Raw genomic sequence first — 25,701 nt, forward strand, 5'->3', positions numbered from 1 at the left:
GCGCCATGAACATCCGGCCCTCGCGGCCACCGGACATTCTACCGGCGCCGGCGCGTCAGAGCATGGCGGAGTGCAGGTGGTGCGGGTCGTCCAGCGTGTCGGCGATGATCTGCAGCGATTCCTCCACCTCGTCGCGGTCGCTCGGCCCGCCGAGGCAGATGCGCACCGCGTCCGGCGGGTTGCCGTCGGTGGAGAACGCCGCGCTGGACACCGCGCCGATGCTGCGCGAGCGCAGGTGCAGCGCCAGCTCGGACGGGCTCCACACGCTTTCGCCGGGAATCGGCAGCCACAGGTGGAAGCCGCCGGGATCGGCATCGTAGGGCCGGTCCGCCAGGATCCGCTGCGCGATCGCCTGGCGCGCCACGCTCTCGGCGCGGATCGCCTTGAGCATGTCGTCCGCGGTGCCGTCCTTGATCCAGGCCGTCGCCAGCAGCGTGTTGAACGGACTGGCCATCACCGTGGTGGCGCGCAGCGTGCCGGCCAGGCGCTGGGTCTGGCGCGCGTTGGGGCCGTGGATGAAGGCGATGCGCAGGCCCGCGCCGAAGCACTTGGACAGCCCGGTCACGTAGTAGGTCAGCTCCGGCGCCAGCGTGGCGAACGCATCGGGCACGCTCTGCGGCAGCATGCCGTAGGCGTCGTCCTCGATGATCGGCACGCTGTAGCGCAGCGCGATGTCGGCGAGGATCTCGCGGCGGCGCTGCGGGATCGTGCGCGTGCTCGGGTTCTGCAGCGTGGGGTTGCAGTAGAACGCGGCCGGCTTCTGGGTCTTGCACAGCGCCTCGAAGGCCGGCGCGAGCGGTCCGTCCTCGTCGCCGGGCAGCGCCTGCAACTGCACCCCGAGCTGCGCGGCGATGGCCTTGATGCCGGGATAGGCCAGCGTGTCCAGGCAGATCGCCTGGCCCGGCCGGGACAACTGCGACAGCAGCGCCACCAGCGCGCTGTGGATGCCGGGCGCGATCAGCACCGTCTCCGCGCTGCAGGCCGGCACCAGCCGCCGCAGCCAGCCGGTGGCCACCGCGCGGTCGGCCGGCGTGCCGCCGAAATCCTGGTAGCGCAGCAGCGTATACGGATCGGTGGCGCCCATCAGGCGCGTCATCGATTCGCGCAGCCGCGCGGCCAGCACCGGCGGCTCGGGCGGCATGTTCATGGTCATCTCGGCGCCCGTGCCGGCGCGCAGCGGCAGCGCCGGCGCGCGCCCGCGCACGTAGGTGCCGCTGCCGGCCTTGGTGTCGATCAGGCCGCGCTTGCGCGCCTCGTTGTAGCCGCGCGCCACGGTCGTGTAGTTGAGCTTGAGGGCGTCGGCGAGGTCGCGCAGCGCCGGCAGCCGGTCGCGCGCCTGCAGGCGGCCGCTCGCCAGCGCCTCCTCGATCAGGTCGGGAATCATCAGATAAGCCGGCTTCGGGCTCTCTGCGATGCGCTTTTCCCAATGGTTCGTCAGGCCAGACAAGGCGGGCTCCGGTAGCTGGATTCAGGCCTCAAGGCTAGCACCAAGCGATTGCTTTTTCCACGCAATATTGATTGCATCATGACGCGCAACATGATGGTGCGTGAACGAGGCTGATTGCACCGATTGAGCGCATGCGATCGCCTCCCGGGCCGCGCCACGGTGCATTTCCGTCGGCCGGCGCGCCTGCGCGATGTGGCAGCGGCACGACTCGGCCGGGCCACATCGCTGCCGATCACCGATGCGATCAATGCGGCTGCGCCTGCCAGATCGCAGATTGATCGCATGGCTGCGCCGCGCGGATGGCATACCGGTTGCACAAGGTTCCACGTCGGCCCCCCGGCCGATCGATCGATCGACGGATCGCTTGATCGACTGAACCCCAACGAATTGGAGCAAAACATGCCCGCAGTGAACAAACCGGCCCACCAGAAGGGCGATTTCCTGGTCGACTACGAAGAGAAGGTCTTCGAGGACGTGAAAGCCGAGCCGGGCGAGAAGGCGCTGGTGACCTTCCACACCGTGGCCTTCGAAGGCTCGATCGGTTTCGTCAACATGCTGCAGGCCACCCGCCTGCAGCGCAAGGGCTTCGAGACCTCGATCCTGCTGTATGGCCCGGGCGTCACGCTGGGCCTGCAGCGCGGCTTCCCCACGCTCGGCGACGAAGCGTTCCCGGGCCACCTGAACTTCAACAAGCAGCTCACCAAGTTCATGGACGAAGGCGGCAAGGTGTACGCGTGCCGCTTCGCGCTGCAGGCGCTGTACGGCCACGGCGAAGCCTCGCTGATCGAAGGCGTGCGCCCGATCAACCCGCTCGACGTGCTCGACCTCAAGCTCCTGCACCGCAAGGAAAACGCGCTGATCATCGACACCTGGACGGTTTAAGCACACAGAGGCGGGTATCACCATGTCACAGAAACGCATCGTGCGCGCAGCCGCGGTCCAGATCTCCCCGGACCTCGAACACGGCGAGGGTACGCTCGGCAAGGTCTGCGAGGCGATCGACAAGGCCGCCCTGGAGGGCGTGCAGCTGATCGTCTTTCCCGAGACCTTCGTGCCGTATTACCCGTATTTTTCCTTCGTGCGGCCGCCGGTGCAGTCCGGCAGCGACCACATGCGCCTGTACGAGCAAGCCGTGGTGGTACCCGGCCCGGTCACGCACGCCGTCTCCGAGCGCGCGCGCCGGCACGGCATGGTGGTGGTGCTCGGCGTCAACGAGCGCGACCACGGCAGCATCTACAACACCCAGCTGATCTTCGACGCCGACGGCCGCCTCGTGCTCAAGCGCCGCAAGATCACCCCCACCTTCCACGAACGCATGATCTGGGGCCAGGGCGACGCTGCCGGCCTCAAGGTCGCCGACACCGCCGTCGGCCGCGTGGGCGCGCTGGCCTGCTGGGAGCACTACAACCCGCTGGCGCGCTACGCGCTGATGACCCAGCACGAGGAAATCCACTGCAGCCAGTTCCCCGGCTCGCTGGTGGGCCCGGTCTTCGCCGAGCAGATCGAGGTCACCATCCGCCACCACGCGCTGGAGTCGGGCTGCTTCGTGGTCAACGCCACCGGCTGGCTGACCGAGCAGCAGATCGCTTCGGTGACCACCGACCCGGGCCTGCAGAAGGCCCTGCGCGGCGGCTGCAACACCGCGATCATCTCGCCCGAAGGCCAGCATCTGGCCACGCCGCTGCGCGAAGGCGAAGGCCTGGTGATCGCCGACCTGGACATGTCGCTCATCACCAAGCGCAAACGCATGATGGACTCGGTGGGGCACTACGCGCGCCCCGAGCTGCTGAGCCTCGCCATCAACGACCGGCCGGCCGCCACCTTCTCGTCCATGCCCGCGGCCATGGGCACCGCATTCGCCAACTTCAACGGGAGCACCCAACATGCACTCCAGCGAGACGACGCCGGCCTCGAGCCGGCAGTTGATGACTGAGCTTCAATCCGTCGGGATGCGCCTGGAAGACCCTCGTGCCGGCGCGGCCAGCCGCCGCGGCGGCGCGGGCCCGTCGGACCACAAGGCGGTGACCATCGACGGCGTGACCATCATGGTGCCGGTGCATACCAGCACGGCCTGGGACTCGCCGTTCGTCGCCTCGGCGCCCGACGCGCGCGGCGAGGTCAGGCTCACGCGCGGCACCATCCCGATCGCCAGCATCAGCTTTCCGAAGACGCCGCGCTTCTACGCGATGCAGACCATGGAGGGCGTGCCCTACTCCCACATCGCCACGCTGCACGGCGCCGACGTGCTGGCCACCACCGTGCTGCAGACCTGCATCCGCTATGAAAGCCGGCGCAAGACCTGCAAGTTCTGCTCGATCGGGCAGTCGCTGGCGGCCGGCCGCACCATCGCCCGCAAGACCCCCGAGCAACTGGCCGAGGTGGCCCGCGCCGCGGTGCTGCTCGACGGCGTCAAGCACATGGTGCTGACCACCGGCACGCCGCCCACGCCGGACCGCGGCGCCAGCATCCTGTGCGACAGCGCGTTCGCCATCCGCGCCGCGGTCGACCTGCCGATCCAGGCGCAGTGCGAGCCGCCCGACGACGACCGCTGGTTCGGCCGCATGCGCGCCGCCGGCGTCGACACGCTGGGCATGCACCTGGAAGCGGTCACGCCCGCCGTGCGCGAGCGCATCATGCCCGGCAAGGCCTCGGTGCCCGTCAGCCGCTACATGGAGTCGTTCAAGGCCGCGGTGGCGGTGTTCGGCCGCGGCCAGGTCAGCACCTATATCCTCGCCGGCCTGGGCGACAGCGCCGAAGCCATCCTGTCGATCTCGCGCGAGCTGCTCGACATCGGCGTCTACCCGTTCGTGGTGCCGTTCGTGCCGATCTCCGGCACGCCGCTGGAAGACCACCCCGCGCCCACGCCCGAGTTCATGAAGTCGGTGCTGCAGCCGCTCGGCGCCATGGTCGGCGCGGCCGGCATGCGCTCGGCCGACATCAAGGCCGGCTGCGGCAAGTGCGGCGCCTGCTCGTCGCTGTCGTCCTACGAAGGGCTGGCAGCATGAAAGCCGATCTGTGCGTCGAAGTGCCGGCCGCCGAGGTCCTGCGCGTGCGCTGGGCCGACGCGGCCTGGGAGAGCGAGCAGGCCTACCGCCTGCGGCGCGCGGTGTTCTGCGACGAGCAGGGCATCTTCGCCGGCGACGACCGCGACGCCGTCGACGACGTGGCCCAGTTGCTGGTGGCCGTGGTGTCCCGGCCCGGCCAGCTGGACCAGGTGGTCGGCACGGTGCGCATTCATGAAAGCGAGCCCGGCGTGTGGTTCGGCTCGCGGCTGGCGGTGGACGCCGCCTTCCGCCGCCACGGCAAGATCGGCGCCACGCTGATCCGCCTGGCCGTGAGCAGCGCCAACGCGCTGGGCTGCCAGCGCTTCCTCGCCCACGTGCAGAGCCAGAACGTGCCGCTGTTCCGGCGCCTGCACTGGAGCGTGCTGTCGGAGGAAACCCTGCTGGGCCATCCGCATCACCTGATGCAGGCGGACCTGAACATGTACCCGCCCTGCCATACGCCGCGCGAGGGCTTCGTCGCCGAAGGCAGGGCCGCGCGATGACGCTCGACGAACTCGTGCGCGCGCAGCGCGCCAGCCGCGGCTTCGGCCACAAGACCGACATCGCCGGCATGCTCTCGTCGCTCGGCAACGCCCTGCCCGGCGGCGCGCGCGACCTCGACCAGGCCGTGGCGGTGGGCGACGACTGCGCGGCCATCGCGGACGGCGACGGCTACCTGCTGTTCGCCATCGAAGGCATGGTCAGCGACTTCATCCGCACCATGCCGTGGTTCGCCGGCTACAGCGCGGTGATGGTCAACGTCAGCGACGTCTACGCCATGGGCGGACGCCCGCTGGCCGTGGTCGACGCGATCTGGAGCCAGGGCGTGGACGATGCCGCCGAGGTCTTCAAGGGCATGGCGGCGGCGGCCTCGCGCTATGGCGTGCCGATCGTCGGCGGGCACAGCAACGCCCGCAGCGACCAGGCCCAGCTCGCGGTGGCCATCCTCGGCCGCGCCGGGCGCCTGCTGTCGAGCTTCGCCGCGCGGCCGGGCCAGCGCCTGCTGATGGCGGTGGACCTGCGCGGCGCCTTCGTCGAGCCGTATCCGTACTGGAACGCCTCCACCGAGGCGCCGGCAGGGCGCCTGCGCGGCGACCTGGACATCCTGCCGGCGCTGGCCGAGGACGGCCTGTGCGGCGCCGCCAAGGACATCAGCATGGCCGGCACGCTCGGCACCGCGCTGATGCTGCTGGAATGCTCCGGCGTGGGCGCCGGCATCGACCTCGCGCGCATCCCCGTGCCGCCCGGCGTGGACCTGCAGCGCTGGCTGACCGCCTTCCCCAGCTACGGCTTCCTGCTGGCCGTGGACGAACAGCACGTGCCGGCCGTGGGCGCGCGTTTCGGCGCGCGCGGCATCGCCTGCGCGGACATCGGCGCCATCGACGCCACGCGCACCGTGCGGGTCGAACGGGACGGCGAGCAAGCCGTGCTGTGGGACTTCGCCAGCGACGCCTTCATCGTTCCGCGCGGCGCGCAGCCGCTCACCGCATAAGGAGTACCCATGCCAGTCACGCATTTCCGGGTGCAATGGCCGGACCACAGCCAGGCCACCTGCTACTCGCCGTCCTCGGTCGTCACCGAGTACTTCGCCGCCGGGCAGGACTATCCGCTCGAAGACTTCCTGGCGCGCGCGCGGCAGGCCCTGGGCAGCGCTTCCGAGCGGGTCAGGGCCAAGTACGGCTACGCCTGCTCCTCGGCCATGGACCAGCTCGAACAGATCGAAAACACCGCCGCCAGGTGGAGCGCCCAGCCGGACGCCACCGTGCGCGTGCTCGGCTTCGGGCGCTAGCGCGGCCCGGCCAGCACGCCAGTCATTCCGCATCACCGCCATCTAACAAGGAACCATCATGTCCAGCACTCTCGGCGCAAATCAATCCGGCGCGCCCGCCGCCAAGCACTACAGCGTGATCGTGGTCGGGGGCGGCCAGGCAGGCCTGTCCATGAGCTATTACCTGCAGCAGGCCAGGATCGACCACCTCGTGCTCGAGAAGCACACCGTCACCCACACCTGGCGCAACCAGCGCTGGGACGCCTTCTGCCTGGTCACCCCCAACTGGCAATGCGCCCTGCCCGGCTATCCGTACCAGGGCGACGATCCGCACGGCTTCATGAAGAAGGACGAGATCGAGGCCTACCTCGACGGCTTCATCGCCATGGTCGACGCGCCGGTGCTGGAACACACCGAAGTGCGCCGCGTCAGGCCGCGCGAGCGCGGCGGCTACGAGGTCTTCACCTCCAACGGCGACTTCACCGCCGACCAGGTGGTGGTGGCGTCGGGCGGCTATCACTCGCCCATCGTGCCGCGCATGGCCGAGCGGCTGCCGGCCGGCATCCGCCAGATCCAGTCGTCCGAGTACCGCAACCCGCAGGCGCTGCCCGAAGGCGCGGTGCTGGTGGTGGGCTCGGGCCAGTCCGGCGCGCAGATCGCCGAAGACCTCCACCTGGCCGGGCGCAAGGTCTACCTGGCGGTGGGCGAGGCCCCGCGCTGCGCGCGCTTCTACCGCGGCCGCGACGTGGTGGACTGGCTGGCCGACATGCAGTACTACGACATGCCGGTGCAGGAGCACCCGCTGCGCGAAGGCGTGCGCGACAACACCAACCACTACGTGACCGGGCGCGACGGCGGGCGCGACATCGACCTGCGCAAGTTCGCCGCCGAGGGCATGGAGCTGTACGGCGTGCTGGACGACTACCGCGACGGCCACCTGCGCTTCGCGCCCAACCTGGCGGCCAATCTCCAGGACGCCGACGACACCTACAACCGCATCAACGCCGGCATCGACAAGTACATCGAGAAGCAGGGCATCGAGGCGCCGCCGGCCAGCGTCTACGAGCCGGTGTGGCGGCCCGCCGGCGAGCGCACCGCGCTGGACCTGGGCAGCGCCGGCATCGGCAGCATCATCTGGTGCATCGGCTTTCGCCCCGACTTCAGCTGGCTCGAAGTGCCCGTCTTCAACGGCCGCGGCTATCCCGGCCACGTGCGCGGCGTCACCGCGCAGGCCGGCCTGTACTTCCTCGGCCTGCCGTGGCTGCACACCTGGGGCTCGGGCCGCTTCTCGGGCATCGCGCGCGACGCCGAGTTCCTGGCCGGCAGGGTGGCCGCCACGCTGGCCGGCGAAGAAGCGCTGGCGGCCTGACATGCACCGCGCGCGCACCGGCTACGTGGCGGGCATGCCGCAGCTGTCGTACACGGGGCTGTCGGAGAACTGGCTGCTGAAGACCTGCGGCGACCTGCACTGGCAGGGCCTGGCCGCGCTGGCCGGCCAGGCCCTGCCCGAGTTCCGCGACGCCGGCGGCCACAAGTCCTACGCCGCCTTCCTGGCGATCCGCGTGCGCGAGGCCGCGCTGGAGACACTGGGCGAGCACGCGGCATTCGCCATCGAGACCGAGCTCCAGCGCGTGGCCGGCGCGCGCCACCACAGCACGCACCGCGTCATGGTGGGCGGCGCGCGCCGCGCCGAGGTATCGATGATGTCCACCTTCATCCGCCGCGAGCGCGAGCGCGACAACCGCTCGGTGGTGCGCGCGGCGTTCGGCCCGGCCGCCGAGGCGCCGCTGCCGGCCGCCGCCGAGATGGCGGCGCTGGCCAAGCGCTTCCGCGCGGCCGACTGGGGCACCCACCTGGGGCTGGCGCAGACGCTGGCTCCGGCGCGCCACACGGCCGAGTACCTGCCCTGCCCGTACACCGACTTCAACGGCGCCGACCTGCTCTATTTCGCCAGCTTCCAGGCCATCGTCGACCGCGCCGAATGGCAATGGCAGCGCTTCGACGAGCCGCCGGCGGTGTCGCAGCGCGACCTCTTCTTCCACGGCAACGTCAACCTGGGCGACGCGCTGGAGCTGTCGTTCGGCGCCGTGCACAGCGGCCCCGGCGGGCTGGCCCACTGGTGCGAGATCCGCCGCGCCAGCGACGGCGAGAAGATCGCCGACGTGGTCACCCGCAAGCACTGGAGAACGCGATGAGCGCCGAGGACCACGCCGTGCCCCGGCGCCCCGTCTATACCGCCGCCGACCTGGACGGCATCGCCCACCTCGGCACGCTGCCCGGCGAGGCGCCGTTCGTGCGCGGCGTGCACCGCACCATGCATGCGGGCAAGCCATGGACCATCCGCCAGTACGCGGGCTATGCCGACGCCACCGCCTCCAACCTCGCCTTCCGCACCGCGCTGGCGCAAGGCACGCAGGGGCTGTCGGTGGCGTTCGACCTGCCCACCCACCGCGGCTACGATTCCGACCACCCGCTGGCGCAGGCCGACGTGGGCATGGCGGGCGTGGCGATCGATTCGGTCGAGGACATGAAGCGGCTGTTCGAGGGCATCGCGCTGGACCGCGTGTCGGTCTCGATGACCATGAGCGGCGCGGTGCTGCCGGTGCTGGCCGCCTTCCTGGTGGCCGGCGAGGAAAGCGGCGTGCCGCTGGCGCAACTGAGCGGCACCATCCAGAACGACATCCTCAAGGAGTACATGGTCCGCAACGCGTGGATCTTCGCCCCCGGGCCGTCCATGCGCATCGCCGGCGACGTGGTGGCGTGGCTGGCCCGGCACGTGCCGCGCTTCAACGGCATGTCGATCTCCGGCTACCACTTCCAGGAGGCCGGCGCCGACCCGGTGCTGGAACTGGCGCTGACGCTGGCCAACGGCCGGGCCTACGTCGAAGCCATCCGCGAGCGCGGCATCGGCGTCGACGCGTTCTGCGGCACGCTGAGCTTCTTCTTCGGCGTGGGCAAGGATTTCTACCTGGAGATCGCCAAGCTGCGCGCCGCGCGGCTGCTGTGGTGGGAGATCGTCCAGGCCGCCGGCGGCACCAGCGCGCGCGCCGGCGCGCTGCGCATGCACTGCCAGACCTCGGGCTGGTCGCTCACCGCGCGCCAGCCGCAGAACAATGTGGTGCGCACCACGGTGGAGGCGATGGCGGCGGTGTTCGGCGGCACGCAGTCGCTGCACACCAATGCCTACGACGAAGCGCTGGCGCTGCCCGGCGCCGATGCCTCGCGCCTGGCGCGCGACACCCAGCTCATCCTGCAGCGCGAAATGGGCCTGTGCGACGTGGCCGACCCGTGGGCCGGCTCCTACATGATGGAGTCGCTGACCGGCGAGGTCGCGCGCAAGGTGCGCGCGCTGATGGCCGAGATCGAGGCGCGCGGCGGCGTGCACGCCGCGCTGGCATCCGGCTGGGTGCACGCCATGATCGCGCGCAGCGCGGCGCGCACGCAGGCCCGCATCGACTCCGGCGAGCAGGCCATCATCGGCGTCAACCAGTTCGTGGCGCCGGACGAGGAACCGGCCTGCTTCGCGGTGGACGGGCGCGCGGTGCTGGCCGCGCAGGCGCAGCGCCTGGCCACGCTGAAGGCCGGCCGCGATCCGGCGGCGCTGCGGCGCGCCTTGTCCGCCCTGACGGCGGCGGCGCGCGGCGGCAGCGGCAACCTGCTCGCGCTCGCCATCGACGCCATGCGCTGCCGCGCCACGGTGGGCGAATGCACCGCCGCGCTGGAGCAGGTCTGGCCGCGCCACCAGGCCAGCCCGGTCTTCGCGCAAGGCGAATACGGCGGCGGGCGCGCCGAGGACGCGGCGTGGGAACAGGCCGCGGCGCGCGTGCGGGCGCTCGGCGCGCGGCTCGGCCGGGCGCCGCGCATCCTGGTCGCCAAGCTGGGGCTGGACGGGCACGACCGCGGCGCCAAGGCGGTGGCCGCGGCCCTGTCCGACGCGGGCTTCGCCGTCACGCTCGGCCCGCTGTTCCGGCAGCCCGAGGACGTGGCCGCCGAAGTGGCGCGCGGCGGTTTCGACGCCGTCGGCATTTCCACGCTGGCCGGCGCGCATCTCGCGCTGCTGCCGCGCTTCCTGCAGGCGCTGGCGGCCGCGCGGCTGCGCACGCCCGTCTTTGCCGGCGGCATCGTGCCGGATGCCGACGCGCGCCTGCTGCTCGGCCTTGGCGTGCGCGCCCTGTTCGGCCCGGGCACGGCGATGGAAGCGATCGTGCGGCAGATAGCCGGGGTGCTGGAGGAAGCCGAAGCCGCGCTGCATGACGGCCGCATCCGGGCCAGCGCGGACGCTGCTTAACGCGCCGCCGGCAATTCGCCCCACGCCACCAGGATCCGCTGGATGCGGCGGGCGTAGGCATCGCGGCGCACGGGCGATTCGGAGTGATACGCGCCGATCGCGCGCCAGGTGTTGCCGTGCCGCACCATCTTCTGCTTCAGCAGCCACGCGGCGACGTAGACATTGACGCAGGCATCGGTCAGCGCCCCGCTCGGCACGCCATGGCGCGCCAGCGCGCCGAAATGGATCGAGTTGATCTGCAATTGCCCGACATCGACCGAGCCGTTCGCGTTGCGGTTCACCGCGGCCGCGTCGCCCTTCGATTCGAGCCAGGCGATGGCGCGCAGGACCACTGGATTGACGCCCTGGTAGGTACCGGCCTGCTCGAAGCAATCCTGCTGCGCCCGCGCCGTGCCGTGGAACAGCAGCAGCGACAAGCCCAGCGGCAGCCACATGGACAGCGCCGTGCCGGAGCGCCGGCGGCGGCCATGGCTGCCGTCGTTCCCGTTATTGGACATGGTTGCCGCTCTCGCTGGCCAGGCGCGTGCGGCGCTCGTTCGGCAGCGCCGGCGCAGGCAGTTGCAGCAGCGCCTGGTCGAGTTCGCGCCCGACCGTGTCGAGATAGGCGCGCGAGGCCTCGGAAACCACCAGGTGCGCCACCGGCGCCGCGCTCTTGCGCTCCGGCGCGGCCGCTGCCTTGATCCTGGCCCTGGCAACGCGCCCCGCGCGCGGCGCGGCGAGTTCCTCGTTGTCGCTCGCGGGCGGCAGCATCGCCAGCGAAGGCAACGGCGGATAGACCTTGTCCGGCGCCGGAGCGGGCGTGGACGCGGCGGGACGGGCAACGGCGCCCGCTTCGGCGGCAAGCGCCGGCAGCGCCAGCGCCAGCGTCAGGCCAAGGACAAGCAGGGTAAGGCGGTACATGGCCGGGGCTCCTTATCGGGCCGTCTTGACGGTGACGCTGTATGGCTGGCCTGCGCCGGCCGTCAGGTTCTCCAGGCGCACGGCCGCCGCGCGCTGGGCCGGCACGCCTTTCCAGATCGCCTGGTTGAGGTAAGGCAGGTCCTGCGCGAGCGCGGTGACCAGCACGGTAGCCGGCTGGCCCTGCCGGGCCGCCAGCGTGCCGGCCTTGGCCAGCACGCTGGCGAGTTGCGGATCGCGCGCGCCCAGCGCATCGGGCGGAATCACGAAGCCGGCGAGCGCGGCCCGCGGTGCCGGGGCGCCCGCCGTGGCCGTCGATTCCGGCAATTGCGCGCAACCGGCCAGCGCGAGCAGCGCCGCCGCGCCCGAGCATGCCAATGACGCCAGCGAGGCCGGTGCGCGGCGCCCGGCGCGCGGCCGGTCCGCGGTATTGCACATATTGCACATGGAATGGCTTCCCGAAATGATGGACTTTCGATGAACTTGCGATGAACTCGCGATGGATTCGCGCAGCAATTTACCCGCAGGCGCGGCTTGCCCAAACGCGCGGTTTGGCCGGGAAAAGGTGCCTATTTGCCGGTTGACAGCGCGCGTGCGGCGCGCGCGCATCGCGGGCGGCGCAACCACGCGCCGGGCATGGCACTTTCGATACGCATTACGTGCAGTACGGGCCGCGCGGGAGCCGCGGGCATGGCCGGCGCGGGCCATCCGCCGGCGCGGCGATCCGGCCGGCGCTGTACCACTGGCACAACGTGCGGCGGCGCTATGTGATGGCCGCGCCGGCTACGCGACCCGCTCCAGCTTGCCGGTAAAGCCCGGCAGGCGCCGCGCCTTGCTTCCCTGCGCCAGCTTGATCGCCTGCGCCAGCGCCAGCGCGAAGCCGCCCACGGTATCCAGCCGCCCGCCGATATGTTCGCGGAACAGCCCGGCCCACTGGAAGTCGCCATAGGCGCTGCCGGGCTTGCGGTAGGCGCCGGCATTGCGCGCGAACGCGGCCAGGCTGCGGTAGGGATCGTTGCGCATGCCCATCACGTTGTGCGGCAAGGCGGCGATAGTGAGCCGCTTGCCATGCTCGTCGTAGGGGTGCACATGGCCGAGCGTCTCCATGCGGCGCCAGAAGGCATCCGGCGCGAGATGGCCGAGGTCGAGCAGGAGGCGGGCCGGCGCATGGACGTAGCCGAGCTCCGCCCACGCGCGCGCCCAGTGATGGTGGTCGACGATATGGAGCCCTTGCTGCGGGCCGCGCACCAGCTTGAGCGGATGGCGCCGCAGGAACGCCCACAGCGCGGCATCCGCGCGCGCGGCGTCGGCCGTGCCGGCATGGCGCAGCGTCGCGCGCATCTTCTCGCGGACCTGGTCCATGCCCAGCGTGAGCTGGGTGGGCCGCAGCGCGTACAGCTCGACGCGCATCTCGCCGGGCGGCACGGCGGGATGACCCAGGGCCGCCTCCGGGCCGCCGGCCGCGGCGCGCTTGCGCGCGGCGGGCGCGTCCGCCTCGGGGCTCGCGCGGGTGATGCTGGCCTTTTTCATGGCGTGCTCGCTCCTGTCCGGGCCGTCCGGCGTGAAAGCGTGAAAGCGTAAGAGCAAGAGCGTAAAAGCAAGCTTCGCGCCGGACGCGCCGCCCGAGGGCATGTCGCCAGGGCATGTTTCTTGCGCCCCTGGCGCCCATGTACCGCGCGAGCCCTGAAGGAGACCGCCGATGATTGCGCCGCTGGGCAAAGGCAGCAAGCTCGTGATCCCGATCGACGAGCTGCGACCCACCCAAATTACAGTGGGTTGGTACCACGTCGAGCAAAAAATGCACGCCACCGCCCGGCGCGGCGCACACCAGCGCCCCGCGTTCCTGGAACGCCACCGGCTCGACGTGGTGATGGGCCCGGAGCACGTCGCCTACGTGGTGGACCATCATCACTGGGTGCGCGCCTGGCATGAACTGGGCATCCACGCCGCGCCGGTGCTGGTGCTGCGCGACCTCAGCGCGCTGGCGCCCGCGGCGTTCTGGCAGGCCATGCTGAAGACCCATTCGGTCCATCCTTACGACGAGCACGGCAGGCGCCTGCCCGTGAGCGCGCTGCCCGAGCGCGTGGGCGACATGCGCGACGATCCTTACCGCAGCCTCGAAGCGTTCGTCCAGCTGGCCGGCGGCTACCGCAAGGTGCGGCAGGCCTACCCGGATTTCCGCTGGGCCGATTTCTTTCGCCGCCACGTCGGCGGGCCGCTCGACACCGTGGACGGCTTTGCCGAGGCGCTGGCGCGCGCGGTGCAGCTGGCGCGCAGCGGCAAGGCCCGCGGGCTGCCGGGGTATCTGGGCGCGGTGCGCTGAGGCCGCGCCGCGTGTCAGACAGATGCCGATTGCCGCGCGCGCGGCGCGCGCCACAATGGAGATATGCCGCGCGCCGGCAGCAGGCCGGTGGCGGCCGCACCAACCCGAGGACCAGCAGGAGAGCGACCATGACAGCCCACAATATCCACGTCGTACCGCACGGCACCGGCTGGGACGTGATCCAGGAAGGCGCCAGGAACGCCAACTCGCACCACGACACGCAGGACGCCGCCATCGCGGCCGGCACGCTCGACGCGCAGCGCGAGCAGGTCGAACTGCTGATCCACGGGCGCGACGGCCAGATCCGCTCGCGCAACAGCTACGGCCACGATCCGCGCACGGTGCGCGGCTGAACGCGCGTCGTTCCGGTAGGCCGTTTCGGCATCGTTCTTGCCGCCGTTCCGGTTTCCATGTACCGCTGGCCGCACCGGCGGCCGGCATGCCACACAAGGAGCACACCATGCCAGCAAAATCCAAGGCACAGCAGATGGCCGCGGGCGCGGCGCTTTCCGCCAAGCGCGGCGACAAGAAGGCAGGCAGCCTCAAGGGCGCGTCGAAGTCGATGTACAAGTCGATGAGCGAGGGCGAGCTGCACGACATGGCTTCCACCAGCCAGAAGGGCAAGCCGGGGCACAAGAAGTCCTGACGCCGCCCGCGGCAAGGCCCCCGCGCTCGCCGCGCCTCAGCCTTTCTTCGGCACCTTGCCGGCCGCGCGCGGCGGCGGCGGCGCGGCCAGCGCGCCTTCGCGGACCATGCCGATCAGCGCCCGCAGCCCCGCCGGCACATGGCGGCCGCTCGGGTAGTACAGGCTGAGCCCGCCGAACGTCGGCGTCCAGTCTTCCAGCACGCGCAGCAGCGTGCCGGCGGCGAGGTCCGCCGCCACGTTCCACTCGGTCAGGTAGGTCAGGCCGAGGCCGTCGCGCGCCGCTTCCAGCATCAGCGAGGCATCGTCCAGCGTGAGCGCGCCCTGCACGTCCACGCTCATCGACTCGCCGTGGCGGGAGAACTCCCAGCGGTAGAGGCTGCCGCTCGGCATGCGCGTGCGGATGCACCGGTGCGCGAGCAGGTCGGCGGGCGCGCGCGGCGCCGGGTGGGCGGCGAAGTACGCCGGGCTGCCCACCCACCGCGAAGCGCTGCGGTCGCCCCAGCGGCACCGCCACCATGTCCAGCGGCACGCTCTCGGCCAGCCGGATGCCGGCGTCGAAGCCGGCCACCACGATGTCGATCAGGCGGCCCTCGGTCACGATGTCCAGCTTCATCTCGGGATAGCGCCGCAGGAAAGCCAGGAACAGCGGCATCACCTGCTGCGCCGCCCCCACCGAGGTGTTGATGCGCAGCGTGCCGGAGGGCGTGTCGCGGTAGCTGCCGGCGTGTTCCATGGCGCCGCGGATCGCCGACAGCGCGGGCGCGATGCCCGCCACGAACTGCGTGCCGGCCTCGGTCAGCGACACGCTGCGCGTGGTGCGATGGAACAGCCGCACGCCCAGGCGCGCCTCCAGCGCGGCCACGGCATGGCTGAGCGCCGAAGTGGAAACGCCCAGCTCCGTGGCCGCCGCGCGGAAGCTGCGCAGGCGCGCCACCGCGGCCACGCCTTCGAGCTCGGTCAGGCCGGAAGTCTGCATTGTCCCAAATCGTTCAACAGTTCGTCCGCAATTATATGGCTAGACCGGCCAATGCCAGGCGCTTATCTTCTGCTCCATGTTCCTACGCATCCTGCGCATTCCCGGAGTCCTCATGCATCGCATCGAGCAGATCTACATCGATGGCGCCTTCGTCGCCCCGCACGGCCAAGAGTGGTTCGACCTGTTCAATCCCGCCACCGCCCAGGTGATCGGCCAGGTCAGGCTCGCCGACGAGCACGATGCGCGGCGCGCCATCGCCGCCGCCAGGCGCGCCTTTCCCGCCTTTTCGCGCACCGGCAAGGCCGAGCGCGTCGAATGGCTGCGGCGCCTGCACGCCGCCGTGCAGGCGCGCGAAGACGATCTCTTCGACGCCATCGTCGAGGAATACGGCGCGCCGGTCTCGCGCGCGCGCTGGATGGCGCAGTATGCCGCCAGCGTGCTGCTCGACGCGGCCAGCGTGCTGGAGGACTATGCGTTCACGCGCCGCATGGGCACGGCGGAAGTCGTCATGACGCCGCTGGGCGTGGCCGGGCTGATCACGCCATGGAACAGCAACGGCGGCTTTATCTGCGGCAAGCTCGCCGCGGCCGTGGCCGCCGGCTGCACCGCCGTGATCAAGCCCAGCGAGATGAGCGCGCTCCAGACCCGCGTCGTCACCGAGGCGCTGCACGCGGCCGGCCTGCCGCCCGGCGTGTTCAATATCGTGACCGGGCGCGGCGAGGTGGTCGGCGCGGAGATCAGCACGCACCCGGACGTGGCCAAGGTGTCGTTCACGGGCTCCACCGAGGTCGGCAAGGCCATCCTGCGTGCCGGCGCGCAGACACTCAAGCGCGTCACGCTGGAACTGGGCGGCAAGTCGCCCGTGCTGGTGCTCGACGACGCCGACTTCGCGCAGGCCGTGCCGCTGGCACTGCAGGCCGGCTTCATGAACAGCGGCCAGGCCTGCATCGCCGGCACGCGCATCCTGGTGCCGCGGCAGCGCCTGGCCGAGTTCGAGGCGGCCGTGGTGGCCGAGGTGGCGCGCATCCGCAGCGGCGACCCGCGCGACCCCGACACCGCCATCGGCCCGATGGTCAGCCAGAAGCAATGGGAGCGCGTGCAGCGCTATATCCGCCTCGGCATCGGCGAAGGCGCGCGGCTGCTGGCCGGCGGCGAGGGCCGCCCGCGCGGCACGCGCGACGGCTGGTTCGTGCGCCCGACCGTGTTCAGCGGCGTGCGCAACGACATGACCATCGCGCGCGAGGAGATCTTCGGCCCGGTGCTGGCCATCCTGCCGTACCGCGACACCGAGGAAGCCATCGCCATCGCCAACGACACCAGCTACGGGCTGCAGGCCTACGTGCTGTCGGCCGACGCGGCGCGCGCCCGCGCGGTGGCCGGCCGCATCGAGGCCGGCCGCGTGCTGGTCAACACGCTCGCGCACGAGCCCGCCGCCCCGTTCGGCGGCTTCAAGCAGTCGGGCATCGGCCGCGAGTACGGCACCTTCGGGCTGGAAGCATTCATGGAGCCCAAGTCACTGCTGGGCGTGGACTGAAGGCGGCCGGCGCAGGCGGCCGGCGGGCCTCAAGCCGGGCCGCCCGCGCCGTCGGCGCCGGCACGCCGGTGTCCCAGGCGCGTCAGCCGCAGGGAAGTAGATTTTTCAACGGTTGCACCATCGAGCGCGAGCAATTGCGCATCGATCAGGCGCTGGATCTGCCACCAGGCGATATGCACGTCCCGCTTGAGCGACGGATGCTTCAGTATCGCCGCCGGAATGCGCCCGCCCCACGGATTGACCGCCAGGGTCAGCGTGGCCCCGAGCCGCATTCGCAGGAGAATCTCGTCTTTTCGCATCTCAAAGCACTCCCCGCACCCCGGTGCTGCGAAAGAATCCGCCTGCCTGCCTCGCCATGACGTGTCCCCGTCATTGGCGCGCCCTTCATTGGCGTACCCGTCACGCCGGCAAGGCGTGCGGCCGGTGCCGCGCATTCCGCGGCGCGGGGAGCGGAATCCCTGCGCCACGCACGCATCGGTCAGGATGCCGGGGATATCGTTGCCGCGACGGCTTGGGTGAACCATGCAAGACGCATTCCCGTCGCCCGGATCGCGCCATGCCGCGCGCGGCATTCCGGCCGTCGGCTGCGGGGCTGCGCCGCCCTGTCTTGCGCCATCTCTCGTGCCGCCTTATGCCGCCTCATGCCGCCGAGCCGCCGATCACCGACACGTTCACCGCCGCGATGCCCAGCGGCTGGCGCTCGGCATCGCTCGGGGCGGACGGGCCGGTCCAGGCGCGCAGCGTGTCCCGCAGCGCCTCCAGCAGCGCGCCGCTGTCGTCGGACTCCTGCTCCAGCCCCAGCAGCACCTCGAACGAGGCGCCGTGCTCGCCGGCGGCCTGCAGCCGCGCGTCGAGCTCGGCCAGCACGGCGTAGACCGCGCCGGCCATCTGCAGCACGAAACCGCGCTGCACGCCCAGCGGCTGGTATTGCGCGCGGACCCACGATTCCACCAGGGTCACGAAGATCACGCCGGTCTCGTCGGCATTGATCTCGAATGCGCAATAACCCACCGGGTCCAGGTCGCGCGCGAGGATCAGGCGGTAGAACAGCACCTGGCCGCAGACCTCGTCGCTGTCCATGTCCATCTCGAAGGCCTGGCCGGGCTCCCAGTCCTCGCCGTCGAGCGCCTCGCCGCTGGCTTGCGCATCGGCCTGCGCGGCCAGCAAGGCACGCAGCCCGGCCAGCACCTCGTCGCGGCCGGGCGCTTCCGGCGGCTCGGTGTAGATGGCGAAGCGGCCGGCTTCGCCGCCGTCGAGGAAGCCGGTGCCCATCAGGGGCGAGAGCTGTAGCGGCAGCGGCTCCTGCAGGGCCTGGCGCAGGGTGTCGGTGTTGGTAGGAGCGGTCATGGGTGCGATGGCGGTGATGGTGGCGACGTGGGCGGCGGGAAGAACGAAAAGGCAGCGGCGAGTTTGCCACAGAAGCGGCGCGCCGGGCCACGCGCGCTGTGCCACAATCCGGCACGCAGGCCGGCGCCCCTCCCCACAAGACCCCGATCCCCGGCGGGCGCCGGCCGTCCCGGTTCCTCCAGCCAGAAAAAGGAAGCAGCATGCCCACTCGCCGTGTGTTCCTCAAGACCGTGCCGGCGGCCGTGGCCGCTGGCCTGGCGGCCGCGTCCGCCACCCGCGCGGCGGCAGCCGCGCTCGACGAACAGGACCCGCAGGCCGTCGGCCTCGGCTACAAGGCGGATACCCGCAAGGTCGACCAGGCCAAGTACCCCAGGCACGCGGCCAGCCAGACCTGCGCCAATTGCCAGCTGTTCCAGGAAGGCAGCAGCCCGGCCATGGGCAGTTGCGTGCTGTTCGGCGACAAGCAGGTCGCGGCGGCAGGCTGGTGCAGCGCCTGGGAACAGGGCTAGGCGGCCGGGTCCTGCCCGTCCGCGTCGTCCGCGCAGGCGCCGGCCTGCGCCTCCCACGGCCGGCCGCGCGTGCGCGGGTCGACCGGCAGGCGCTGCTGCATGGCCGCCTTGGCCAGCATGTGCGCGCTGATCGGCGCGGTCAGGAACAGGAACGCGGAGATCAGCAGTTCGTGCAGGCTCGGGCCGTTGCCCTGGCAGCTGAAATACACCAGCGAGGCCAGCACGATGCCGCCCGCGCCGAGCGTGGTCGACTTGGTCGGCCCGTGCAGGCGCATGTAGAAATCGGGCAGCCGGAACAGGCCGATGGCCCCGACCAGGGTGAAGATGCTGCCCACCAGCAGCAGCGCGCAGGTGGCCAGTTCGGCGACGATGCTCATGATTTCCTCCTCCCCATTCACTTGAGTTCGATGATGTCGCCGCGCTGCAGGTACTTGGTCAGCGCGACCGTGCCGACGAAGCCCATCACCGCGATCAGCAGCGCGATCTCGAAGAACAGGCCCGAGCGCAGCCAGATGCCGGCCACCAGGATCAGGGCGATGGCGTTGATATTGAGCGTATCGAGCGCCACGATGCGGTCCGGCAGGCCGGGGCCGCGCAGCAGGCGGGCAAAGGCCAGCGCAAAGGCCAGCCCGAGCAGGGCCAGCGCTAGCGGGATGACGATGGCAAGCATGCGAATATCTCCTTGAGCGGCGCCTCGTAGCGCGCGCGGATCAGCGCCGCCAGCGCGGCCTCGTCGTCGAGGTCGAGGACGTGCACCAGCAGGCGGCGGCGGTCGTCGCTGAGCTCGGCGCACAGCGTGCCGGGGCTGAGCGAGACGATGCTGATCAGCGCCGCCAGCGCCAGCTCGTGCTCCAGCTCGAGCGGCACCACGATGAACGCCGGGCGCAGCCGCGACGGCCGCCCCAGCACCAGCAGCGCCACTTCCACGTTGGCCTTCACGATATCGGTCAGCACATGGACCGCCAGCCGCGCCATCAGCCCCGGGCGCGCCAGCCGCATCGGGCGCAGCCACAGCCGCTGTCCCACGCGCAGCCCGATGGCCCAGGCCAGCAACGCGCCCAGCGCCCAGTTGGCCGGCGCCACGCTGTTGGCCAGCAGCAGCCACATGGCCAGCAGCGCCAGGCTGAGCCGGGGATGGGGAAACCAGCGGCGGGCCAGCGCGGACATGGACCTAGCCCTCCCCGGCGGGCAGTACCGCGCGCCGGTAGGCGGCGCGGTCGGCCAGCTGGGCCGCGGTGGCGTCCAGGTACAGCTTGAGCGGGCGCGCGAACAGCACCAGCGCCACGTTGCAAGCCAGCAGGAAGGCGCAGCAGCCCAGTTTCCACCGGTCCGGCGCGCGGCGCGGCGCCGTGGGCTGCTGCGGCAGGCGCCACAGCAGGCGCGTGCCGGTGCGGCTGGCCGCGACCAGCAGCGCCAGGCTCGACAGCAGGATCGCGGGCCACAGCACGGCCGCGGCGTCCAGCGGCGCGCTGCGCATCACCATGACCTTGCCGATGAAGCCCGGCAGCGGCGGCAGCCCGACCGCCGCCGCCGCGCCGGCCAGGAACAGCAGCCCGGCCAGCCGCGAAGGATGGACCACGCTGGAGCCGGCCCGCTCCCGCGCCGGCTCCAGCGCGTCCGCCAGCAGGAACAGCGCCGCCGTGCACAGCGCGGTGCCGGGCAGGTAGTACAGCGCCCCGCTCCACGCCGGACCGGTCTGCAGCGAGATGGCGGCGGCCAGCAGCCCTGCCGAAGCCAGCACGAGATAGCCGGTGAGCGCCTTGAGGCCCCGCGCCGCGAGCGCGCCGGCCGCGCCGAACGCCATCGTCGCCAGCGCCAGCCACCAGATCCAGCCGTGCAGGAAAGCGGCCAGCATGCCGTCCGGCCCGCCGAAGACCAGCGCCGTGCAGCGCAGCATGGCGTAGATGCCGACCTTGCTCAGGATGGCGAACAGCGCGGCCACCGCGCCGGCGGCGCCCGCATAGGCGCGCGGCAGCCAGAACGCCATCGGGAACAGCGCCGCCTTGAGCGCGAACACCAGCATCAGCATGGCCGCGGCGGCCGTCGCCAGCGGCAGGTCGGCCGGCGGCAGGCCGGCCAGGCGCAGGCCCATGTGGGCCATGTTGAGCGTGCCGCTCAGCCCGTACAGCACGCCCAGCGCGACCAGGAAGAACGCGGAGCCCGCCAGGTTCAGCACGACGTAGTGCAGCCCCGCGCCCACCCGCGTCCGCCCGCCGCCATGCACCAGCAGCGCATAAGAGGCGATCAGCAGGATCTCGAAGAAGACGAACAGGTTGAACAGGTCGCCGGCCAGGAAAGCGCCGTTGAGCCCCATCAGCTGGAACTGGAACAGCGCATGGAAATGGCGGCCGAGCCGCGCGTCGCCACGCCCGGCGCACACTGCCGCGGCCGCGGCCAGCACGGCGGTCAGCAACAGCATCATGGCGCCGAGCCGGTCGAGCTGCAGCACGATGCCGAACGGCGCGGGCCAGTTGCCGAGCCGATAGACCGCGATGCCGCCGCTGGCGGCCTGCCCGGCCAGGCCCGCCGCCAGCGGCAGCAGGAGCAAGGTGGCGGCGAGGTTCAGCGCGGCCCGCGCGCCGGTCCGGCGCGCCGGGGCCGCGGCCAGCATGCCGCCGGCGAACATCGGCAGCAGCACCGGCAGCAGGATGAACAGCGTGGACAGCGGCGCGCCGGCGTTCATGGCCCGCTCTCCCCGCCCGGCCCCGCGCCAGGTTCCGTGCCAGGTTCCGCGCCGTCGACGTGGTCGCTGCCGGTCAGCCCGAGGGAGCGCAGCGCCAGCACCGCCGCGAACGCGGTCATGGCAAAGCCGATGACGATGGCGGTCAGCACCAGCGCCTGCGGCAGCGGATCGGCATATTGCGCGCCGGCCGCGATCACCGGCGGCTTGCCGGTAGCCAGCCGGCCCATGCCGAGCAGGAACAGGCTCACCGCGTAGGAAACCAGCGCCAGCCCCAGCACCACCGTGAACGTGCGCGCGCGCAGCAGCAGGTAGATGCCGCTGGCCATCAGGATGCCGATCGTGGCGGCGTAGGCGGCTTCCATCAGCGGCCTCCCTCGCCCGCGTCCGGCTGGCCGCCGCCGCGCTTGTCGCGCACGCCCAGGTGCGACACGATCAGCAGCGCGGTGCCGACCACGGTGAAGTACACGCCGAGGTCGAACAGCATGGCGGTGGCGAGCTCAATCTCGCCCAGCAGCGGCACATGGAAATGGCCGAAGGCCGTGGTCAGGAACGGGTAGCCGAAGGCCAGGCTGCCCAGCCCGGTCAGCCCCGCCAGCAGGATGCCGCCGCCGGCCAGCGCGCGGTGGTGCAGCGCGATGCGCGCCTCGGTCCACAGCACGCCGCTGGCCACGTATTGCAGCAGCAGGGCCACCGCCGTGACCAGCGCGGCGATGAAGCCGCCGCCCGGCAGGTTGTGCCCGCGCAGCAGGATGAATACCGCCACCAGCATGGTCAGCGGCAGCATCAGCCGCGCCAGGATGGCAAGCAGCAGGGGATGGCGCTGCCCGGTCCACGGCAGGCCGTTGGGGCCGGCTGGCGGCGCCGCCAGCCGCAGGCCCTTGAGCATGGCGTGCACGCCCAGCCCGGCGGCCAGCAGCACGCAGATCTCGCCCAGCGTATCGAAGCCGCGGAAATCCACCAGGATCACGTTGACCACATTGTGGCCGCCCCCGCCGCTCACGCTGTTGTCGACGAAGAACGAGGCGATCGGATCGTAGGGGCGCGTCATGACGGCATACGCCAGCGCCGCCACCAGCGCGCCGCCGCCCAGCGCCAGCACGCCGTCGCGCGCGTGGCGCGCGCGCGAGGCTGCCTCGGGCCGGTCCACCGGCAGGAAATACAGCGCCAGCACCAGCAGCAGGATGGTCACCACCTCCACCGAGACCTGCGTGAGCGCCAGGTCCGGCGCCGAGAAGCGCGTAAACGCCAGCGCCACCAGCAGCCCGCACACGCTCAGCAGGATCAGCGCATCGAGCCGCCGCCGGCGGGCGGCCACCACGCCGGGCGCGGCCACGGCGAGCAGGCCCAGGCCGGCCAGCGTGAGCGCGTCCGGCGGACTCGGCGGCAACGGGCCGGCCAGCGAGTCGAGGCCGGCCAGCAGGATCGCCGGGATGCCCAGCATGGCGGCCAGCATCCAGGCCAGGTAAGCCTGCAGCGAGCCGTTCTCGAACAGCGCGACCAGCCGCCCGGCGGTGCGGGCGAGGCAGGCGACGCCGGCCTCGAACATGTCGCGCGCATTGAGATGGGCGATGCGCGCGTGATAGCGGTGGAACGCGTGGCGGCGCAGGAAGAACAGCACCGCGCCGGCCACCATCGAGACCCCGCTCATCAGCAGCGGCAGGTTCGCGCCGTGCCACAGGCTGAGGCTGTAGTCGGGCAGCGGCGCGGCCAGCGTGGCCAGCGCGGCGCCGGCCAGCAGCGAGCCGACCGTGTAGGCCGGGAACAGCCCCACCACCAGGCAGATGACCACCAGCACCTCGACCGGAATGCGCATGAAGCGCGGCGGCTCGTGCGGCGGGAAACGCGGCAGGCCGTCCGGCTTGCCGTCGAAGAACACGCCATAGATGAAGCGCAGCGAATACGCCACGGTGAGCGCGCCGGCAAACGTCGCCGCCGCCGGAATGACCCAGTTGAACTCGCCGAGCAGGCCCTGTGCGAGGGTTTCGCCGAAGAACATCTCCTTGCTCAGGAAGCCGTTGAACAGCGGCACGCCCGCCATCGACAGCGAGGCCACGATGGCCAGCAGCGCGGTGTGCGGCATGTAGCGGCGCAGGCCGCGCAGCCGTTGCAGGTCGCGCGTGCCGGTTTCGTGGTCGATGATGCCCGCGGCCATGAACAGCGAGGCCTTGAACACCGCGTGGTTGATGATGTGGAACAGCGCGGCCACGGTGCTGAGCTGCGTATCCAGGCCGAACAGCAGCGTGATCAGGCCGAGGTGGCTGATGGTGGAATAGGCCAGCAGGCCCTTCAGGTCGCGCTGCAGCAGCGCCATGGCGGCGCCCGCCACCAGCGTGGCCAGGCCGGTCAGGCTGACCAGGTAGAACCACCAGTTGCTGCCGTCGAGCACCGGGTAGAGCCGCGCCAGCAGGAACACGCCGGCCTTCACCATGGTGGCCGAATGCAGGTAGGCCGACACCGGCGTGGGTGCCGCCATCGCATGCGGCAGCCAGAAGCTGAAGGGAAACTGCGCCGACTTGGTGAACGCCGCCAGCAGGATCAGCACCAGCATCGGCACGTACAGCGGGTGGCGCTGCACGGTGCCGGCCCGGGCCAGCACGTCCGACAGCTCCATGCTGCCGCAGATATGGCCCAGCAGCAGCACGCCGGCCAGCAGGGCCAGGCCGCCCGCGCCGGTCACCGCCAGCGCCATGCGCGCGCCCTGGCGCGCTTCCTGCCGGTACGACCAGAAGCCGATCAGCAGGAACGACACGACGCTGGTCATCTCCCAGAACACCGCCAGCAACAGCAGGTTGGACGACAGCACCACGCCCAGCATGGCCGCCATGAACAGCAGCAGCAAGGCGAAGAAGCGCGCGCTCGATTCGCCGCGCGGCAGGTAGTAGCGCGCATACAGGATGACCAGCAGCCCGATGCCGAGCACCAGCAGCGCGAACAGGAACGACAGGCCGTCCAGGCGCAGGCTGAGGTCCAGGCCGATATCCGTCAGCCAGGGCTGGCGCCAGGCGACCACGCCGCCGCCGGCCACGCGGGCGCGCGCGGCCAGCAGCAAGGCCAGGCCCGCCAGCGGCGCGCCCGCCACGATGGGCGCCGCCAGCACGCGCGCATGGCGGTATGCCGGCAGCGCCAGCACCGCGGCGATCAGCGGCAGCGCGATCAGCCAGACCATCAACATCGGCGCTCTCCGGCAACCCGCAGGTGGCGCGCGGGCCGGCAGCGCGGGCGCGCGGCGCCAGGCACGCTCAGGGCCCGCCGGGCGCGGCGCCGCGCGGCACCAGCAGCACCGGCACGGTCGCCGAGGCCACCACGCGCGACGCGACCGAGCCCAGCACCGCGGCCAGCAAGGCGCCGCGGCCGTGCGTGCCCATCACGATCATGTCCGCCCCGCTCTGCGCGGCCACCTCGGTGATGACCTCGGCCGGGTCGCCCAGGCGGCGATGCTCCGTGACCGAGGCGCATGCCGGCAGCAGCAGCGGCAGGATGGCGGCAAAGGCCTGGGCGGCGGCCTCGTCCACCCACTGCTCCAGCAGGTCCGTGGAAAAGTACGGGCGCGGCCGGCCCTCGATGTCCGGCGAGGCATGCACGAGATGCACCACCAGCGGCGGCGTCAGCACGCCCGGCGCCAGCAGCCGCCGCGCCGCCGCCACGCTGTTGGCCGAGCCGTCGGTGGCCAGCACCACCGTGGTCATGGCGTGCCGCCGGGCCCGCCGGGCTCGCGGTTGACCACCACCACCGGCACGTGCGATTTCGCCAGCACGGCCGCCGCCACCGAGCCGAGGATGGCATTGACCAGCGCGCCGCGCCGCCTGGCGCCGACCACGATGGCGTCGGCGTCGAGCTGCGCCGCCAGCGCCACGATCTCGCGCGCCGGATCGCCGCTCACCCAGTGGCGGCGGATCTCGCCGGCCACCGGCGCCAGCACCGCGTTGGCCTTGTCGAAGGCGCGCGCGGCCGCGGCCTTGTTCTCCAGCGCCAGGTCCGCGCCCGGCATCACCTGCCGGCCGGCGGCGCCGAGCACCGGCGAGACGTGCACCACGTGCACCACCAGCGGCGGCGCGAACATGGGACGGGAGGCCAGCCTGGCCGCTGCTGCCTCGCTGCCGGGCGAACCGTCTGCTGCAAGCACTACCACGGTCATGGTGCTGACCCTCCGGTGCGGCCCGCTCCCCGCGGGCGGGTGCCTGCGGCCATTCTGCGCCACAACCGCCCCGCCCCGCCCGCGCGCGGCCGCGGCTGGCAAAA

29 protein-coding genes and 1 pseudogene are annotated in these 25,701 nt (G+C 71.7%); 14 read left to right on the forward strand and 16 right to left on the reverse strand.

Annotated elements, in window-relative coordinates; all coding sequences use genetic code 11:
• Positions 1-55: 55 nt before the first annotated feature.
• Positions 56-1,447 carry a PLP-dependent aminotransferase family protein gene (locus tag ACKI2N_RS27525; protein WP_420992007.1) on the reverse strand — a complete coding sequence of 464 codons (1,392 nt, stop codon included), beginning with the start codon at positions 1,445-1,447 and terminating at the stop codon, positions 56-58.
• 399 nt (positions 1,448-1,846) lie between these two features.
• On the opposite strand from ACKI2N_RS27525, the gene ACKI2N_RS27530 reads away from it, so the two are divergent.
• From ACKI2N_RS27530 to scpA, 9 genes are read left to right on the forward strand one after another with little or no spacing between them, the layout of a single operon-like run.
• Positions 1,847-2,329 carry an MSMEG_0572/Sll0783 family nitrogen starvation response protein gene (locus ACKI2N_RS27530; RefSeq protein ID WP_420992008.1) on the forward strand — a complete coding sequence of 161 codons (483 nt, stop codon included), beginning with the start codon at positions 1,847-1,849 and terminating at the stop codon, positions 2,327-2,329.
• A gap of 22 nt (positions 2,330-2,351) precedes the next feature.
• Positions 2,352-3,380, forward strand: coding sequence for a Nit6803 family nitrilase (locus tag ACKI2N_RS27535; RefSeq protein ID WP_420992009.1), 1,029 nt, complete (start codon positions 2,352-2,354; stop codon positions 3,378-3,380).
• The gene (locus tag ACKI2N_RS27540) at positions 3,373-4,452 is read left to right on the forward strand and encodes an MSMEG_0568 family radical SAM protein (RefSeq protein WP_420992010.1); all 1,080 of its coding nucleotides are present in this window, start codon (positions 3,373-3,375) and stop codon (positions 4,450-4,452) included. The genes ACKI2N_RS27535 and ACKI2N_RS27540 overlap by 8 nt, the downstream gene beginning before the upstream one ends.
• Positions 4,449-4,994 (forward strand): MSMEG_0567/Sll0786 family nitrogen starvation N-acetyltransferase, encoded by a 546-nt coding sequence (locus ACKI2N_RS27545; protein WP_420992011.1) that lies wholly within the window; start codon positions 4,449-4,451, stop codon positions 4,992-4,994. Before ACKI2N_RS27540 ends, ACKI2N_RS27545 begins: the two co-directional genes overlap by 4 nt.
• Positions 4,991-5,983 (forward strand): sll0787 family AIR synthase-like protein, encoded by a 993-nt coding sequence (locus tag ACKI2N_RS27550; protein ID WP_420992012.1) that lies wholly within the window; start codon positions 4,991-4,993, stop codon positions 5,981-5,983. The genes ACKI2N_RS27545 and ACKI2N_RS27550 overlap by 4 nt, the downstream gene beginning before the upstream one ends.
• A gap of 9 nt (positions 5,984-5,992) precedes the next feature.
• Positions 5,993-6,280 carry an MSMEG_0570 family nitrogen starvation response protein gene (locus ACKI2N_RS27555; RefSeq protein WP_420992013.1) on the forward strand — a complete coding sequence of 96 codons (288 nt, stop codon included), beginning with the start codon at positions 5,993-5,995 and terminating at the stop codon, positions 6,278-6,280.
• 58 nt (positions 6,281-6,338) lie between these two features.
• Entirely contained in the window at positions 6,339-7,628 is a 1,290-nt protein-coding gene (locus ACKI2N_RS27560; protein WP_420992014.1) for an MSMEG_0569 family flavin-dependent oxidoreductase, read from the forward strand.
• A 1-nt stretch (position 7,629) separates the two neighbouring features.
• On the forward strand, positions 7,630-8,454 hold the full coding sequence (locus tag ACKI2N_RS27565) for a Pnap_2097 family protein (RefSeq protein ID WP_420992015.1): 825 nt from the start codon (positions 7,630-7,632) through the stop codon (positions 8,452-8,454).
• Positions 8,451-10,547, forward strand: coding sequence for a methylmalonyl-CoA mutase (gene scpA, locus ACKI2N_RS27570; protein ID WP_420992016.1), 2,097 nt, complete (start codon positions 8,451-8,453; stop codon positions 10,545-10,547). The genes ACKI2N_RS27565 and scpA overlap by 4 nt, the downstream gene beginning before the upstream one ends.
• Here the strand turns inward: scpA and ACKI2N_RS27575 are convergent.
• The 4 genes from ACKI2N_RS27575 to ACKI2N_RS27590 all read right to left on the reverse strand — a co-directional run bounded on the left by ACKI2N_RS27575 (position 10,544) and on the right by ACKI2N_RS27590 (position 12,974).
• Entirely contained in the window at positions 10,544-10,981 is a 438-nt protein-coding gene (locus tag ACKI2N_RS27575) for a lytic transglycosylase domain-containing protein (RefSeq protein ID WP_420992076.1), read from the reverse strand. The two genes, scpA and ACKI2N_RS27575, sit on opposite strands and share 4 nt — an antisense overlap.
• 52 nt (positions 10,982-11,033) lie before the next feature.
• A complete protein-coding gene (locus ACKI2N_RS27580; protein ID WP_420992017.1) occupies positions 11,034-11,447 on the reverse strand; it encodes a hypothetical protein in 414 nt (137 codons plus the stop codon).
• 12 nt (positions 11,448-11,459) lie between these two features.
• A complete protein-coding gene (locus tag ACKI2N_RS27585; protein WP_420992018.1) occupies positions 11,460-11,891 on the reverse strand; it encodes a hypothetical protein in 432 nt (143 codons plus the stop codon).
• A gap of 336 nt (positions 11,892-12,227) precedes the next feature.
• Positions 12,228-12,974 (reverse strand): ParB-like protein, encoded by a 747-nt coding sequence (locus tag ACKI2N_RS27590; RefSeq protein ID WP_420992019.1) that lies wholly within the window; start codon positions 12,972-12,974, stop codon positions 12,228-12,230.
• Between the two features lie 169 nt (positions 12,975-13,143).
• Between ACKI2N_RS27590 and ACKI2N_RS27595 the strand changes: the two genes are divergently transcribed.
• From ACKI2N_RS27595 to ACKI2N_RS27605, 3 genes are all read left to right on the forward strand, one after another.
• Complete coding sequence (locus tag ACKI2N_RS27595) at positions 13,144-13,767, forward strand: ParB-like protein (protein WP_420992020.1); 624 nt, start codon at positions 13,144-13,146, stop codon at positions 13,765-13,767.
• A 128-nt stretch (positions 13,768-13,895) separates the two neighbouring features.
• A complete protein-coding gene (locus tag ACKI2N_RS27600; RefSeq protein WP_420992021.1) occupies positions 13,896-14,120 on the forward strand; it encodes a DUF2188 domain-containing protein in 225 nt (74 codons plus the stop codon).
• 107 nt (positions 14,121-14,227) lie between these two features.
• Positions 14,228-14,413 carry a DUF3008 family protein gene (locus ACKI2N_RS27605; protein WP_420992022.1) on the forward strand — a complete coding sequence of 62 codons (186 nt, stop codon included), beginning with the start codon at positions 14,228-14,230 and terminating at the stop codon, positions 14,411-14,413.
• Between the two features lie 36 nt (positions 14,414-14,449).
• On the opposite strand, the pseudogene ACKI2N_RS27610 reads toward ACKI2N_RS27605, so the two are convergent.
• Positions 14,450-15,389, reverse strand: a pseudogene (locus ACKI2N_RS27610) (LysR substrate-binding domain-containing protein).
• A 112-nt stretch (positions 15,390-15,501) separates the two neighbouring features.
• On the opposite strand from ACKI2N_RS27610, the gene ACKI2N_RS27615 reads away from it, so the two are divergent.
• A complete protein-coding gene (locus tag ACKI2N_RS27615) occupies positions 15,502-16,923 on the forward strand; it encodes an aldehyde dehydrogenase family protein (protein ID WP_420992023.1) in 1,422 nt (473 codons plus the stop codon).
• Positions 16,924-16,952: 29 nt separating this feature from the next.
• Here ACKI2N_RS27615 and ACKI2N_RS27620 read toward each other — a convergent pair whose 3' ends face one another.
• The gene (locus tag ACKI2N_RS27620) at positions 16,953-17,222 is read right to left on the reverse strand and encodes a hypothetical protein (RefSeq protein ID WP_420992024.1); all 270 of its coding nucleotides are present in this window, start codon (positions 17,220-17,222) and stop codon (positions 16,953-16,955) included.
• 340 nt (positions 17,223-17,562) lie between these two features.
• Positions 17,563-18,270, reverse strand: coding sequence for a hypothetical protein (locus tag ACKI2N_RS27625; protein ID WP_420992025.1), 708 nt, complete (start codon positions 18,268-18,270; stop codon positions 17,563-17,565).
• Positions 18,271-18,470: 200 nt separating this feature from the next.
• On the opposite strand from ACKI2N_RS27625, the gene ACKI2N_RS27630 reads away from it, so the two are divergent.
• Entirely contained in the window at positions 18,471-18,779 is a 309-nt protein-coding gene (locus ACKI2N_RS27630; RefSeq protein ID WP_420992026.1) for a high-potential iron-sulfur protein, read from the forward strand.
• Here the strand turns inward: ACKI2N_RS27630 and ACKI2N_RS27635 are convergent.
• The 8 genes from ACKI2N_RS27635 to ACKI2N_RS27670 all read right to left on the reverse strand — a co-directional run bounded on the left by ACKI2N_RS27635 (position 18,776) and on the right by ACKI2N_RS27670 (position 25,597).
• Positions 18,776-19,159 (reverse strand): Na+/H+ antiporter subunit G, encoded by a 384-nt coding sequence (locus ACKI2N_RS27635; RefSeq protein WP_420992077.1) that lies wholly within the window; start codon positions 19,157-19,159, stop codon positions 18,776-18,778. The two genes, ACKI2N_RS27630 and ACKI2N_RS27635, sit on opposite strands and share 4 nt — an antisense overlap.
• Before the next feature lie 14 nt (positions 19,160-19,173).
• The gene (locus ACKI2N_RS27640) at positions 19,174-19,449 is read right to left on the reverse strand and encodes a K+/H+ antiporter subunit F (protein WP_420992027.1); all 276 of its coding nucleotides are present in this window, start codon (positions 19,447-19,449) and stop codon (positions 19,174-19,176) included.
• Positions 19,425-19,937: a Na+/H+ antiporter subunit E gene (locus ACKI2N_RS27645; protein WP_420992078.1), complete on the reverse strand. Its 513-nt coding sequence runs from the start codon at positions 19,935-19,937 to the stop codon at positions 19,425-19,427. Before ACKI2N_RS27645 ends, ACKI2N_RS27640 begins: the two co-directional genes overlap by 25 nt.
• Positions 19,938-19,950: 13 nt before the next feature.
• The gene (locus tag ACKI2N_RS27650; RefSeq protein ID WP_420992028.1) at positions 19,951-21,462 is read right to left on the reverse strand and encodes a monovalent cation/H+ antiporter subunit D; all 1,512 of its coding nucleotides are present in this window, start codon (positions 21,460-21,462) and stop codon (positions 19,951-19,953) included.
• Positions 21,459-21,824, reverse strand: a complete 366-nt coding sequence (locus ACKI2N_RS27655; RefSeq protein WP_420992029.1) for a Na+/H+ antiporter subunit C — start codon at positions 21,822-21,824, stop codon at positions 21,459-21,461. Before ACKI2N_RS27655 ends, ACKI2N_RS27650 begins: the two co-directional genes overlap by 4 nt.
• Entirely contained in the window at positions 21,824-24,634 is a 2,811-nt protein-coding gene (locus tag ACKI2N_RS27660; RefSeq protein WP_420992030.1) for a monovalent cation/H+ antiporter subunit A, read from the reverse strand. The genes ACKI2N_RS27655 and ACKI2N_RS27660 overlap by 1 nt, the downstream gene beginning before the upstream one ends.
• Positions 24,635-24,701: 67 nt before the next feature.
• Positions 24,702-25,148, reverse strand: coding sequence for a universal stress protein (locus ACKI2N_RS27665; protein ID WP_420992031.1), 447 nt, complete (start codon positions 25,146-25,148; stop codon positions 24,702-24,704).
• Positions 25,145-25,597 carry a universal stress protein gene (locus ACKI2N_RS27670; RefSeq protein ID WP_420992032.1) on the reverse strand — a complete coding sequence of 151 codons (453 nt, stop codon included), beginning with the start codon at positions 25,595-25,597 and terminating at the stop codon, positions 25,145-25,147. Before ACKI2N_RS27670 ends, ACKI2N_RS27665 begins: the two co-directional genes overlap by 4 nt.
• Positions 25,598-25,701: the final 104 nt, after the last annotated feature.

Source organism: Cupriavidus sp. 30B13, assembly GCF_049059565.2.
GTDB lineage: Bacteria > Pseudomonadota > Gammaproteobacteria > Burkholderiales > Burkholderiaceae > Cupriavidus.